The sequence below is a fragment of the Ligilactobacillus pobuzihii E100301 = KCTC 13174 genome (genome assembly GCF_000349725.1).
In the GTDB taxonomy this organism is placed as follows: domain Bacteria; phylum Bacillota; class Bacilli; order Lactobacillales; family Lactobacillaceae; genus Ligilactobacillus; species Ligilactobacillus pobuzihii.
The window spans coordinates 1-14,423 of sequence record NZ_APCP01000064.1 but is presented as its reverse complement, the minus strand read 5'-3'; the positions used below and the strand labels follow the sequence as shown (position 1 = coordinate 14,423).

General features: G+C 37.3%; 10 protein-coding genes and 1 rRNA gene. All 11 read left to right on the top strand.

Going from position 1 to position 14,423, the window contains the following annotated elements:
* Positions 1-10: 10 nt before the first annotated feature.
* Positions 11-3,541 carry a transcription-repair coupling factor gene (mfd, locus tag LACPOB_RS0100550; RefSeq protein ID WP_017866899.1) on the top strand — a complete coding sequence of 1,177 codons (3,531 nt, stop codon included), beginning with the start codon at positions 11-13 and terminating at the stop codon, positions 3,539-3,541.
* Positions 3,541-5,118: a putative polysaccharide biosynthesis protein gene (locus tag LACPOB_RS0100545; protein ID WP_017866898.1), complete on the top strand. Its 1,578-nt coding sequence runs from the start codon at positions 3,541-3,543 to the stop codon at positions 5,116-5,118. Before mfd ends, LACPOB_RS0100545 begins: the two co-directional genes overlap by 1 nt.
* 38 nt (positions 5,119-5,156) lie before the next feature.
* On the top strand, positions 5,157-5,426 hold the full coding sequence (locus LACPOB_RS0100540) for an RNA-binding S4 domain-containing protein (protein WP_017866897.1): 270 nt from the start codon (positions 5,157-5,159) through the stop codon (positions 5,424-5,426).
* 169 nt (positions 5,427-5,595) lie between these two features.
* Entirely contained in the window at positions 5,596-6,000 is a 405-nt protein-coding gene (locus LACPOB_RS0100535) for an FtsB family cell division protein (protein ID WP_017866896.1), read from the top strand.
* A gap of 143 nt (positions 6,001-6,143) precedes the next feature.
* Complete coding sequence (locus tag LACPOB_RS0100530) at positions 6,144-6,653, top strand: S1 domain-containing RNA-binding protein (RefSeq protein WP_017866895.1); 510 nt, start codon at positions 6,144-6,146, stop codon at positions 6,651-6,653.
* Between the two features lie 107 nt (positions 6,654-6,760).
* Positions 6,761-8,137 (top strand): tRNA lysidine(34) synthetase TilS, encoded by a 1,377-nt coding sequence (gene tilS, locus LACPOB_RS0100525; RefSeq protein WP_017866894.1) that lies wholly within the window; start codon positions 6,761-6,763, stop codon positions 8,135-8,137.
* On the top strand, positions 8,130-8,672 hold the full coding sequence (gene hpt / locus LACPOB_RS0100520; protein WP_017866893.1) for a hypoxanthine phosphoribosyltransferase: 543 nt from the start codon (positions 8,130-8,132) through the stop codon (positions 8,670-8,672). The genes tilS and hpt overlap by 8 nt, the downstream gene beginning before the upstream one ends.
* A 90-nt stretch (positions 8,673-8,762) precedes the next feature.
* Positions 8,763-10,850 carry an ATP-dependent zinc metalloprotease FtsH gene (ftsH, locus tag LACPOB_RS0100515; protein ID WP_017866892.1) on the top strand — a complete coding sequence of 696 codons (2,088 nt, stop codon included), beginning with the start codon at positions 8,763-8,765 and terminating at the stop codon, positions 10,848-10,850.
* A 235-nt stretch (positions 10,851-11,085) separates the two neighbouring features.
* Entirely contained in the window at positions 11,086-11,973 is an 888-nt protein-coding gene (gene hslO, locus LACPOB_RS0100510; protein WP_017866891.1) for an Hsp33 family molecular chaperone HslO, read from the top strand.
* Between the two features lie 115 nt (positions 11,974-12,088).
* A complete protein-coding gene (gene lysS, locus LACPOB_RS0100505) occupies positions 12,089-13,585 on the top strand; it encodes a lysine--tRNA ligase (RefSeq protein WP_017866890.1) in 1,497 nt (498 codons plus the stop codon).
* A gap of 522 nt (positions 13,586-14,107) precedes the next feature.
* A 16S ribosomal RNA gene (locus LACPOB_RS0100500) occupies positions 14,108-14,423 on the top strand; the annotation flags it as partial.

Genomic DNA, 14,423 nt, shown 5'->3' with positions numbered 1-14,423 from the left:
GAAAAAACTAATGAGGATTACTGATCTATTTGAAGAGATCTCGGAGTATCATCAGTGGCAGGATAATTTACAGACTGGCCATCATCTATTAACGGGGCTGAATGGTTCGTCTAAAACGGTAATGCTAGCCGAATTATTTCTTAAAAAAAAGCAAACACAGATAGTTGTGACTGACGATTTGTATCATGCTCAGCGGTTAGTGGATGATTTGACTAATTTAGTGGATGAAAATTCAGTCTACTTATTTCCTGTCGATGAAATGATAGCTGAAGAGATCGCAACCAGCTCACCAGATTTTAAAGGTCAGCGAGTCTTAGCGCTGAATGCGTTAGTTAGTCAAGAACCTGCAATCATCGTAACTGCCGCTGCTGGCCTAACGCGGTTTTTACCTGCACCAGATGTCTGGAAAAAGAGTCAGTTTGCATTGCAAGTAGGCGCAAAGATCGATTTAGATGAAACAGTACGCTTGTTAGGTACAATGGGATATACTCGTCAGAAAATGGTCGAGCGTCCAGGTGACTTTGCTATTAGAGGTTCTATTTTAGATATTTATAGCTTAAATTCGGAATATCCATTACGCTGTGATTTATTTGATACAGAGATCGATTCACTTCGTTTGTTTGATTCTACCAACCAAAGAAGTGTCAAAAACATCGAACAAGCGGTGGTGATGCCAGCAACAGACTTCATCGCTTTTCAAAAAGACTTGCAAACAGCGTCAAAAAATATTCAAAAAGAGTATAAAAAATATTTGGCAAAGTTGGACGATCCAGAAGATAAAAAACAATTGTCAGGTAATTTTGAAGTGATAGTCAGTGACCTGCAAAAAGGTAATTTAACTGATGCTTACCATGTTTTTGCTGCAGAAATCATGCCTGATAAGAATGGATTGTTAGATTATTTACGGCCAGATGGAATAGTAGTCTTTGATGATTATTCACGTTTGTTAGATAAAGAGAATGATGTTGAAACGCAAAATGCAGAGTGGCTGACTGAAAAGTTAAAAGAACATAGCATTTTACCAGATACACAATTATCAGTTGATGTACGTACTAGGGAACAAAATGATAAGCACCCGCAGATCTTTTTGTCACTTTTTCAAAAAGGTATGGGTAATTTACGTTTTAATCAAATGCTTGATATCAAGGCACGTGCAGTACAACAATTTTTTGGTCAGATGCCATTATTAAAGACGGAATCTGACCGTTGGAGCAAACAGGGACAAACAGTCGTGATCTTTATCCCTGATAATGAACGGATCGCGAAAGTTTCGCAAACTTTAGACGATTTTGAAATTCCAAGTATTATTACTAAAGAAGATAGTTTGCAAGAAAAGATGGTTCAAGTCGTTGCTGGTTCATTACAGACGGGTTTTGAATTACCGCAAGCGAATTTGGTTGTTTTAACTGAAAATGAGTTGTTTGCTAAAGCAACTAAAAAACAGCCTAAGCGTCAAACAATGAAAAATACCGAGCGCTTAAAAAGCTATACTGACCTAAAAAAAGGTGATTATGTTGTACATGTAAATCATGGTATCGGTCGTTTTATGGGTATGCAAACTATGGAAGTCGATGGAAAACATCAGGATTATTTGACGATCGACTATCAAAATGATGCACAATTATTTATTCCTGTTAGTCAGTTAGATCGCGTACAAAAATATGTATCTTCGGAAGCTAAAACACCGCGCATTAATAAATTGGGTGGAAGTGAATGGACTAAGACTAAAAAACGTGTTGCGGGTAAAATCGAAGACATCGCTGATGATTTAGTTGATTTGTACGCTAAACGTGAGGCTGAAAAGGGATTTGCGTTTTCTAAGGATACTAGTTATCAAAAAGAATTTGAAGATGCATTTCCATATACAGAAACATCTGATCAATTACGGAGCGCAGATGAGATCAAACATGATATGGAAAAGGAAAAGCCGATGGATCGTCTTTTGATTGGTGATGTTGGTTACGGTAAAACAGAGGTTGCGATGCGGGCTGCTTTTAAGGCGATACAAGATGGTAAACAGGTTGCTTTTCTTGCTCCAACGACCGTTCTGGCACAACAACATTACGAAACTTTGGTTGAACGCTTTGCTGGTTTTCCAGTTGAAATCGGTATTTTGTCACGCTTTGTAACTAAAAAACAGTCTGATCAGACTATCAAGGATGCCCGTGATGGTATGTGTGATATTGTAGTCGGGACTCATCGCTTATTATCAAAAGATGTTAAATTTGTCGACCTTGGTCTGTTGATCGTAGACGAAGAACAGCGCTTTGGTGTCAAACATAAGGAAAAACTGAAACAATTAAAATCGAACGTTGATGTGTTAACTTTGACTGCCACACCGATCCCACGTACATTAAATATGTCAATGCTTGGTGTCAGGGATCTATCAGTGATCGAAACGGCACCAATGAATCGTTATCCGATCCAAACCTACGTGATGGAACAAAACTATGGTGTGGTCGTTGATGCGATCAGACGTGAAATGGCACGGGGCGGTCAAGCTTTTTATTTACACAACAGAGTTGCTGATATCGAAAAAGTTGCTGATGAGTTACAAGCCTTAATACCAGAGGCTAGGATCGCTTATATTCACGGTCAAATGAGTGAAAATCAAATGGAACGGATTTTATATAATTTCATCAATAGTGAGTATGATGTTTTAGTAACTACAACGATCATTGAAACCGGTGTTGATATTCCTAACGCCAATACGTTATTTGTTGAGAATGCGGATAGAATGGGGTTAGCTCAGTTGTATCAATTAAGAGGCCGTGTTGGTCGCTCTAGTCGAGTAGCGTATTCTTATTTTATGTATCAACAAGATAAAATATTAAACGAAGTTAGTGAAAAACGTCTTGAAGCTATAAAAGATTTTACAGAGTTAGGTTCGGGATTTAAAATCGCTATGCGTGATTTGTCGATCCGTGGTGCAGGGAATATTTTGGGTAAACAACAACACGGATTTATTGATTCGGTTGGTTATGACCTATACACGCAAATGCTTAATGAATCTGTTGCACGTAAGCAAGGCAAAAAAGTTCAAGAAAAGACAGATGCTGAGATCAACTTAAATGTTGAGGCGTATCTGCCAGGGACGTATATTGAAGATCCGCGCCAAAAAATCGAGATCTATAAACGTGTTAGACAGTTTCAGTCAAAAGATGAGTATGTTGAAGTGCAAGAAGATCTGATCGATCGTTTTGGTGAGTATCCTGATGAGGTCGAATCTCTACTTGATATTGGTTTGTTAAAGATGTATGCGGACCAAGCAATGGTTGAATCGATCAAGCAAAATGATAAAAAAATCAGTGTTGAACTTAGCCAAAAAGCAACTCGAACATTTCAAGCTAAACAGTTGTTAAAGGCAGTTGCACAAACCAAATTTAGCGCGACCTTAGAACCAGGGACAGATAAGATGAAGATAGTTTTAGTCATTCAACCGAAAATGAAAAATTCTGACGTGTTGTATCAATTACAAAAATTAGTACAAAGCTTAACTGAACAATTAGCTATTCCCAAGCAGAAAGCAGTTGATAAGTAGTGAAAGATGAACAAATGAAAAAAACGATGAATGGAGCATTGGTTTTAGCGGTAGCGGCTTTGGTTGCTAAAATTTTAAGTGCCATTTATCGTATTCCATTTCAAAATATCGTCGGTAATACCGGCTTTTATGTTTATCAACAAGTTTATCCAATTTATGGGATCGGCATGACTTTCGCTTTAAATGGTTTGCCAGTTTTTATTTCTAAATTAGTCGCCCAAAAAGACGATGAAAAACAGCGAATGAAAATAGTTTCGCAAGTCTTTGCCTTATTGTCATGCTTAGCAATTGTGATATTTTTGTTATTACAGGTTGATGCGAAAGTGATTGCTTCGTGGATGGGGGACATTCAATTGGCGCCATTGATTTCAAGTGTTTCTTGGATGTTTTTGTTGATGCCCTTTTTAGCGAGTGCACGGGGTTATTATCAAGGAACATTTAAAATGATGCCAACTGCAATATCGCAAGTTAGTGAACAGTTTGTACGTGTGGCTTTGATCATTGGCGTCGCATTATTATCAAGTAACTTTGGATGGGACGTGTATAAGACGGGTTCTTTAGCAATGCTTGGATCAGTTTTCGGTGCCATTGTTGCGCTCCTTACATTTTTAACTTTTTGGAGATATTTTTTGAAAAAGGCTGATTTTAGTGCAGCTAAAGCAGATTATTATCAAGTATTTCGGTTAATTTTTAAGGACGGTATGATAATTTGTTTGTTCTCAGCGTTAATGGTATTTTTACAACTTGTAGATTCTTTTACGGTGATGAATGCACTAAAAGAATTTGGCTCAAGTGTAACTTCTGCTAAATTTACTAAAGGGATTTATGATAGGGGACAGCCTTTAGTTCAACTGGGTATGACGATCGCCATTAGTTTTTCATCAACTCTTTTACCATCTTTAACTGCTGCGTTGAAACAAAAGAAAATTCATGTTTATCGAAATGTTTCATCTGGGATGTTACACATTGGCAGCGCGTTGTCAGTTGCAGCCACAGCAGGTATGATATGCTTGATGCCACAGCTCAATACTTTATTATTTGGAGATTCAAATTTAAGCCTGACGATCAGTATTTATGTTCTTAGCGTACCTTTGATTTCCATAATCAGTATCTATAATTCTATTTTGCAAAGTGTGGGTAATTTTTTTGGAACATTTCTGGCAGTTGTTACGGCTTTAGTTACTAAAATATTACTTAACGCTTGGTTAATAAAACTTTATGGTATCATTGGGGCTTCGATTTGTACGATCATCAGTTTAGGTGCAGCTTTATTGGTGTTGATCTTGATATTACCCAGAAGTGTAAGGCAACGGCCGAATGAATTTTTGGTTTTTATCTGTAAATTAGTGGTCTGCATTGTTTTGATGATCGTGGGAATTATCTTCTTAGAATATATATGGACATTATTTTTTGCATTGAATCGTGTTAACTGTTTAGCGTTTGTGCCACTGATGATCATAGTTGGTGCAGTTTTATTTATTGGATGTGCGCTCAAAAGTCATTTATTTACTCAAGAGGAGTGGGAAACACTTCCTGGTGGGAGTAAAATAATAGAAAGAAACAAATTATCTAAATAATGTTTATTACGTAGAATTTGACCGAATGAGGTGAAAAAATGAGATTAGATAAGTTTTTAAAGGTTGCACGTATTATTAAGAGACGGCCAGTTGCTAAAGAAATTTCTGACCAAAAAAGGATCACGATCAATGATAAGGTCGCTAAATCATCGACTGATGTCGCAATTAGTGATACTTTGGTCATTAATTTTGGTAATAAGACACTGACTATTAAGGTTCGTGATTTAAAAGATACAACAAAAAAGGGCGAAGCCGAAGAACTTTATGAAATTATCTCAGAAGATTATAAAAGAGATTACCGGATATAGTATAAAGAACTGTCTTTTTTTAAGGCTGCTTAAAGTACGCTTTTGTTAGCGAAATTTTAAGTGGCCTTTTTATTGTTTTTTTAAAACTAGTTAATAGAAATCTCCGGTCTTTCTTGTTACAATTAAAGTATTGTAAGCAATAAATTAAAGAGGCGGAGGGTGTTTGCTGATGGCACGTAAAAAGTCTAATGTCAAAGTTTTAAATAATGAATATTATCGTCAGCAAACTTCTGCTAGCGACTTTCAAAAAAAAGAACAGGCACTACAAAAAAGGCATCGGCATAAAATGCAGTTTTTAATTGCTTTTGCGCTAATAGTGACTTTGTTTTGTTCAGTTCGGATCGTGAAGAATTATACCCAGGCTAGTCAGATCGGTACTCAAACTGAAACGGCAAAGAAAGAGTTAACGGAACAAAAAAGTAAAAATTCAGAGTTGAATTTGCAGGTCGATCAACTTAAGGATCCTGAATATCTGCAAAAGTATATCCGAGAACGGTATTATTACTCGAAGAAAAACGAGACTATTTATAATTTACCAGAAAATCAATCCAAAAGTGTTACAAATGACAATTAAGCAGCATATTTCGCATTTAAATTGTTACAATTTTGCTTTTAATTTTAGTTGAAGTGCAGTCGCACTTCTTTTTTTGTACAAATCGGTCTAGTGTCGTGGTATACTGGTAATAGACATTTTCTTAGGAGGAACAAAAATTTTATATGTCAATTGAAGTAGGTTCAAAGGTAACTGGTAAAGTTTCAGGTATTACAAATTTTGGTGCGTTTATCGACTTAGGTGAACATAAGAATGGTTTAGTTCATATTAGCGAGATCTCAGACGGATTTGTAAAAGATATTCATGATGTTCTTTCAGTTGGCGATGAGGTGACCGTTAAGGTCTTGTCGGTTTCTGATGATGGCAAGATCGCTCTTTCGATCAGAAAGGCAAAAGAATCACATCAAAACCATGGCCATCAAGGACATTCTCACAGTGAACATGGTCCAAAATCACGTCCACATAATAATAGTGGGAAGAGTTTTAATGACCGGTCTAATAACCATAACAATAATAAAAAAAGGAGTTACAGTTCACACAAAAATGAATCACATAAAAAGGATGATTTTGATTCCTTGTTGGCTGGTTTTATGAAGCAAAGTGATGAACGTTTAACTTCATTGAAGAGAAATACTGAGGGTAAACGAGGCGGACGTGGCGGTCGCCGGAGTTAACTTAGGTTTATTAATAGTAATTTTAGGAGGCACAACGGAGCTCACTTTGTTGTACCTCCTAATTCATTAATTAAAAAATATTGTGAAAGTTGGTGGAAAATTTAGAGATGAATTTAAATTTTGACTTCCATGAGATCTATAAAAAACTTGGAATAAAGCAAGCAGCTATCTTAGTAGCAGTTTCTGGTGGTGTGGATTCAATGGTTTTGTTGGATCTATTGCAACGACTTCCAGTTACACTTAAACCTGAAATACATGTGGCAACAGTGGATCACTGTCTTCGACCTGAAAGTAAGTGGGAAACAAAATATGTTGAACAGTATTGTAAAAAACATCAATTGAAATTTCATACGGTACGATGGGAGAAAAACGACCATCCTGATCAAGGTGTTGAAGAGGCGGGACGTATTTTTCGCTATAGCTTTTTTTCAGATATTATGCAACAGTACAAGATCAAACATTTGTTAACAGCTCACCACGCTGATGATCAGATTGAAACAGTATTGATGAAATTTATTCGTGGCGGAGATTTACATCAGTTACAAGGAATCAGCTTACAACGATCTTTTATGGCTGAATTCGACTTATCACGGCCATTGCTATTTTTTTCTAAGGATAGTTTATATGAATATGCAAACAAAAATCAGATACTTTATTTCGAGGATAGCACTAATCAAACTGATGACTTTTTAAGGAACCGGCTTAGACACCATGTGATCCCTACTTTAAAAAAAGAAGCTCCTAATTTATTAGGACATCTAGTTTCCTATCAAGAGCAACTAGCCGATCTTTTAGAGGTGGCAGATTCAAAAATTCGCAAGCTAGTTGAACAATTAACTACACTAGATGGTTATCTGTTAAGTAAGTGGCGGACGTTAACATCAGCAGAGAAAAGAGCTTCTTTGCGTTTGATCTGTACGGATAATGTTGGTGAAATAAACGAAAGCCAGTTAACAGAGATGGTTTCTTTATTGAAAAATACTTCCCGTCCTCAAGGTAAAATCGATGTTAAAGGTAAATATCTTTTTTATAAGAGTTATGGAAACTTTGGATTTAGGGATAAAGCTAGTTGTTCTATTAAAATTCAGTCAGATTTTAAACGACAACTTCGTTTAAATAAATGGATCAAACTAAGCCCTTTTGAAAAGATTGGTTTGTTTCCAGTTGGAACGCCCACTGGCGAAGATGATGATGTTTTGCAGTTAAGTGCCAAAGTGAAATATTTGGATGTTCGTCATCGTCAAAATGGTGATAAGTTATTGACTTTAGCTGGTCCTCAAAAAGTAAAGAAAATTTTAATCGATCAAAAAATCCCATCTAATAAAAGAGAACAGGTGTGGGTAGTTAGTAATGGGTCACATGAATTATTATGGGTCGTAGGGCATAAGAAATCTGATTTGTCACGGCAAGACGTAAATGATAAAATTCATTACATAGTAATTTATAGGAAAATAAGCGGGGAAAAGAGGTTGCTTCATGAATGATGATATTGAAAAGGTTTTGTATAGTAAAGAAGATATAGTTCGTGTTTCGCAAAAATTAGGCAAACAGATCACACAAGATTATGAAGGGAAAAATCCGCTGGTGGTGTGTATTTTAAAGGGTGCAATTTTATTTATGTCTGATATCGTGCGCGAAATTGATACATATTGCGAGTTAGACTTTATGGACGTTTCTAGTTATGGGAATGCACAAGTTTCTTCCGGTTCTGTCAAAATTATCAAGGATCTGGATGTTTCCGTCGAAGATCGGCATGTTTTGATCATTGAAGACATTATTGATACCGGCCGAACATTGCGGACTTTAGTGGACTTATTTGAACATCGTAATGCTAAGTCCGTTAAGATCTGTACTTTGTTGGATAAAAAAGAGCGGCGTGTTGAAGGAGTAACTCCTGATTACGTGGGCTTTGATGTTCCCAATGAATTTGTTGTGGGGTATGGCTTGGATTTCTTGGGGCACTACCGTAATTTGCCGTATGTGGGTGTTTTGAAGCCAAAAATTTATGCTGATAATTAATAGTCAACATTAGTCAAATAAGGTCAAATGTGTTATTATACTTTTAACGGCCGTCTTTTGACGTGTTGAAAAGGTTTAAGGAGGAAAACTATGAAAAACAAGAAAAATGGACTACTAAAAAATAGTCTGTTTTATATTGTGATTTTCCTTGGAATAATGGGTGTGATGTACTACTTTTTCGGTAATAAATCGGATTCTAGTACAGAACAGATCCAGTCAAGCCAATTCGTAACTCAACTTCAGAAGGACAATGTTAAAGATTTTTCAATGCAGCCCTCGGGTAGCACTTATAAAATCAGTGGTAATTATAAAAAGCCGCACAAAGCTAAAGATAATTCCAATGGTTTTAATGGTCTTGGCAATGTTCAGTCTCCGAAAGTTAAGTCATTTACGACTAATGTTTTGACAAATGATTCCTCGGTTGATCAGATACAAAAGTATGCCCAGAAAAATAAAGTGAAAAATGGTGCCAAAGAAGAAGAATCTAGCAGCATTTGGATTCAATTATTAGTTTATTTGTTACCAGTTGTCTTTATGATTTTCTTCTTCTATATGATGATCGGCCAAGCAGGTCAAGGTGGCGGCAATGGCAAAGTGATGAACTTTGGTAAGTCTAAAGCTAAACCTGTTGAGAAAAAGAATAATAAGATTCGGTTTTCTGATGTCGCTGGTGAAGAAGAAGAGAAACAGGAATTGGTCGAAGTTGTCGAATTTCTGCGAGATCCACGTAAGTTCTTATCTTTAGGTGCGCGGATCCCTTCCGGTGTTTTGCTCGAAGGTCCTCCCGGTACCGGTAAAACTTTACTTGCTAAAGCTGTTGCTGGTGAAGCAGGAGTACCGTTCTTTTCCATTTCTGGTTCTGATTTTGTTGAAATGTTTGTTGGTGTCGGTGCTAGCCGTGTGCGTGATCTTTTCGAAAATGCTAAGAAAAATGCTCCATCGATCATCTTTATTGATGAAATTGATGCGGTTGGACGTCAACGTGGCAGCGGCATGGGCGGCGGTCACGATGAACGTGAACAAACCTTGAACCAGTTGTTAGTTGAAATGGATGGTTTCCAGGGCGATGAAGGTGTCATCGTGATGGCAGCTACCAACCGTTCTGATGTGTTGGACCCCGCTTTACTTCGTCCGGGCCGTTTTGACCGTAAGATCCTTGTTGGCCGTCCTGATGTTAAAGGGCGGGAAGCAATTCTAAAAGTTCATGCAAAAAACAAGCCATTAGCTAAAGATGTTGACTTGAAGATGATCGCTAAACAAACACCAGGATTTGTGGGTTCAGACCTAGAAAACTTGCTTAATGAAGCTGCTTTACTAGCTGCTCGTCGTAATAAAAAAGCGGTAGATGCCACTGATCTTGACGAAGCTGAAGACCGCGTAATTGCTGGTCCCGCTAAACGTGACCGTGTTATCAATAAACGTGAACGTGAAACTGTTGCTTACCATGAAGCTGGGCATACGATCATTGGGTTGGTCTTAAATGATGCTCGGGTCGTTCATAAAGTAACTATCGTGCCACGTGGACGTGCTGGCGGTTATGCGATTATGTTGCCTAAAGAAGATCAGGCGTTATTGTCTAAAAAAGATGCGCAAGATCAAGTTGCTGGTTTAATGGGTGGACGTGCTGCTGAAGAAATAATTTTCCACGTTCAATCTTCTGGTGCTTCTAATGACTTTCAGCAAGCTACGCAAATGGCACGTGCAATGGTTACCCAATATGGTATGAGTGATAAATTAGGCCCAGTTCAATATGAAGGGCAAAGTGGAATGACTCCTGGACAGTATGCTGGGCAACCAAATTATTCAGGTCAGATCGCTAACGTGATCGACGAAGAGGTTATTCGTATTTCCAATGAACAAATGGAACGCGCTAAACAAATTATTCAAGATCACAGAGAACAACATAAGACGATCGCTGAGGCATTGTTACAGTACGAAACTTTAGATGAAAAGCAAATCTTAAGTCTTTACAAGACAGGTAAGATGCCATCTGATGAAACAAATGAGTTTCCAAGTGAAAAAGAAGCTGCTACTTTTGAAGAATCTAAAAAGGCACTTGAACGTAAAGAAGCGGAAAAGAAAGATGAGCAGAAACAAGATTCTGATAATGAGACCTCTTTCGATCAGACGGAAACATTTTATCCTCATGAAGATGATCATGATGAGAAAAATGGTTAAAATTGCTGATTAACTTTTGATAGTGAATGGTTTTGTTGTATGACAAAACTGTTCACTATTTATTTTTATAGTAAAAATAAATATGCTACAATTTGTAGGTATATTTTTAGTGGTAGTTTTATTAGAGAGTATAATTCAGGTAAAAAAATATTGAATTATTTTTGTGAATGCTAGATTTTTAGATGCGTCACAGAAAGTTATAATTTGAGTATTTTTAGAGATAAAGGAGAAAAACATGGCTGATTATTTAGTTAAAAGTTTAGCTTACGATGGTCAATTACGTGCATATGCAATTGACGCGACACAGACGGTAGCTTATGCGCAAAAAGCACATGATACTTGGAGTGCAGCTTCAGCTGCATTAGGCAGAAGTATAGTGGGAACAGTTTTATTATCCTCTGCTTCTTTGTCAGGCAATGAAAAAATGACTGTCAAGATCCAAGGTGATGGCCCAGTTGGTGGGATTGTCGTGGATGGTAATGCCAATGGGACTGTTAAAGGTTACTTGCAGCATCCACACGTTCATTTACCATTGAATGACAACCATAAGATCGACGTTAAAGGCGCGGTTGGGACACAGGGTATGTTATCAGTCACCAAAGATATGGGATTGAAAGACCCATTTACTGGGCAAGTTCCGCTAGTGTCAGGTGAACTAGGTGAGGATTTTACTTACTATCTTGCCAAGTCAGAACAAATCCCTTCGGCAGTGGGATTATCAGTCTTTGTTAAAGATAATAATTTGATCGAGTCGGCGGGAGGTTTTATGATACAGGTTATGCCTGGCGCAACTGACGATGTTTTAGACCATTTGGAGCAACGTTTGAATGAGATACCGATGGTGTCGCAGATGATGAAAGATGGAAAAACACCTGAAGAGATTTTGTACGAGATCTTGGGTCAAGAAAACGTCAAGGTATTGGATACTTTGCCAGTGAAATATGAGTGTGATTGTAATAAGGACAGATTTGCTGAAGCCTTGTCATCAATACCTGCTTATCAAATTGATGAGATGATCGCACAAGACCATGGCGCAGAAGCCGTTTGTCATTTTTGTGGTAAAAAGTATCAATTTACGGAAGAAGAATTGCAACAGATCAAAGAAAAAGCTAATGCAAAGTAGTTATACTAACTTACAATGAGATACTGGTAGATTATTTTAAATAAGTTAGTTTATATTTAAAAGACTGGTGTGCTATACTGTTTTTGTATGTAAAAGTGGAAAGAGAGGGTAATCGATGGCTAATCAACAGTCAATGAATGATCAATTGAAGGTCCGGCGCCAAAAAGTAGATGAATTACGCGATGAAGGTATTGCGCCATTTGGACATAGATTTGATCGGGATTCATACAATGAAGATCTGCATCAAAAATATGAGGAATTAAGTAAAGAAGAATTGGGTGACTTGAATATCACCGCGACAATTGCAGGACGGATGGTTGCTAAGCGTGGTAAGGGGAAGGTTGGTTTTGCTGACCTTCAAGATCGTACTGGTAAAATGCAATTATACGTGCGTAAAGATATTTTAGGAGAAGATAATTACCATATTTTCAAACGTTCCGATCTAGGTGATTTTTTGGGTGTCACTGGTGATGTGATAAAGACTGATATGGGAGAGTTGACTTTACGTGTTACTAAATTGACTTTCTTATCTAAGGCTTTGCGCCCTTTGCCAGATAAATATCATGGTTTACAAAACGTTGAACAAATCTATCGTCAACGTTATTTAGATTTGATCACGAACCACGAGAGCTATGAACGCTTTGTTCATCGTAGTCAGATAATTGCAGCAGTTAGAAATTATTTGGATGGCGAAGGTTTCTTAGAAGTTGAAACACCAGTCTTGCATAATCAAGCTGGTGGTGCATCTGCGCGTCCATTTAAAACGCACCATAATGCATTGGATATTGAATTGTATCTGCGTATTGCTTTGGAGTTACACTTGAAGAGGTTGATCGTCGGAGGTATGGAACGTGTCTATGAAATCGGGCGAGTTTTCCGTAATGAAGGGATCGATACAAAACATAACCCAGAATTTACTATGCTTGAATCATATGCTGCTTACTTTGATTTTACCGATGTGATGGATGAGACAGAAGGAATTTTTAAGGCTGCATGTAAAGTTGTCTCTGACGATAATAAAATCACGTATCAGGGTAATGAAGTTGATTTTAATAAACCATTCCGCCGGATTCATATGGTTGATATGATTAAAGAAGTAACGGGCATTGATTTCTGGCAAGAAATGTCACTGGAAGATGCACAAAAATTGGCTGACGAAAATAATGTTCATTATGAACCCTATTGGCAAGTGGGGCATATTATCAACCAATTCTTTGAGGATTTTTGTGAAGAAAAAATAGTTGATCCGACATTTATTTATGGTCATCCTGTTGAAATTTCACCACTTGCTAAAAAGAATGCCGATGATTCAAGATTTACAGATCGATTTGAATTGTTTATTTTAGGTAATGAATATGCCAATGCCTTTACAGAATTGAATGATCCGATCGATCAACGTGGACGTTTTGAAGCTCAGGCTAAGGAACGAACAGCAGGTAATGAGGAAGCTGAAGGAATTGATGAAGATTATCTGGAAGCAATGGAATATGGAATGCCTCCTACAGGTGGTTTAGGGATCGGCATTGACCGTTTAGTTATGCTGTTGACTGATGCAGATTCTATTCGCGATGTTTTGTTATTCCCAACTTTGCGACCTGAAGAAAATAAATAGCTATTGCTGAAAAGTTACTGTTGAATGTATTTTTCGTCAGTAACTTTTTTATTTTGTCAATTTTTTAATTTTTAGTTTGTGTTTATGCTTTATATTTAGTTATAATACATGTTATAAGAACTTTAATTTTAGGAAAAAACGAACTATATTTTCTGTATTTTTATTTGAATATGGATTTTAAAAGTATGGAATTTTATAGTTTGAAAATACTACTTGACGGAATGTTTAATTGAATGTATATTTATATATGCTGATTGATTGGTTATCGGGTTTTCAGTAATCTAGTCAAGCACTTGTTGAGAGTTTTTAAAAAGACTTAAAATTTTTGGTTGACATTTTATCTGGGTATGGTAAACTAATAAAGTTGTCACCTCGACAGCACAGCATTTAAATAATGAGTAGATCTTTGAAAACTGAACAAAGTTTCGACAAATCAAATGTGTGAGGTCGCTTATCTTAATGATAAGCGCAAACAACATTTGCGAAGTCAATTCGCTAGTAAAATTTATGAGTCACAAACTTTAAAATGAGAGTTTGATCCTGGCTCAGGACGAACGCTGGCGGCGTGCCTAATACATGCAAGTCGAACGCAATCTTTTAACAATGAGTGCTTGCACTCAGCGTTTTAAGTGCGAGTGGCGAACGGGTGAGTAACACGTGGGCAATCTGCCCAAAAGTGGGGGATAACACTTGGAAACAGGTGCTAATACCGCATCAACCGACTGACCGCCTGGTCGGTCGGGTAAAGACGGCGTCAGCTGTCGCTTTTGGATGAGCCCGCGGCGTATTAACTAGTTGGTAAGGTAACGGCTTACCAAGGTGATGATACGTAGCCGAA

Coding starts and splice junctions, on each gene's coding strand:
- hpt (WP_017866893.1), top strand. CDS start 8,130: ATGAATGATGATATTGAAAAGGTTTTGTATAGTAAAGAAGATATAGTT.
- hslO (WP_017866891.1), top strand. CDS start 11,086: ATGGCTGATTATTTAGTTAAAAGTTTAGCTTACGATGGTCAATTACGT.
- ftsH (WP_017866892.1), top strand. CDS start 8,763: ATGAAAAACAAGAAAAATGGACTACTAAAAAATAGTCTGTTTTATATT.
- LACPOB_RS0100530 (WP_017866895.1), top strand. CDS start 6,144: ATGTCAATTGAAGTAGGTTCAAAGGTAACTGGTAAAGTTTCAGGTATT.
- mfd (WP_017866899.1), top strand. CDS start 11: ATGAGGATTACTGATCTATTTGAAGAGATCTCGGAGTATCATCAGTGG.
- LACPOB_RS0100535 (WP_017866896.1), top strand. CDS start 5,596: ATGGCACGTAAAAAGTCTAATGTCAAAGTTTTAAATAATGAATATTAT.
- LACPOB_RS0100540 (WP_017866897.1), top strand. CDS start 5,157: ATGAGATTAGATAAGTTTTTAAAGGTTGCACGTATTATTAAGAGACGG.
- tilS (WP_017866894.1), top strand. CDS start 6,761: ATGAATTTAAATTTTGACTTCCATGAGATCTATAAAAAACTTGGAATA.
- lysS (WP_017866890.1), top strand. CDS start 12,089: ATGGCTAATCAACAGTCAATGAATGATCAATTGAAGGTCCGGCGCCAA.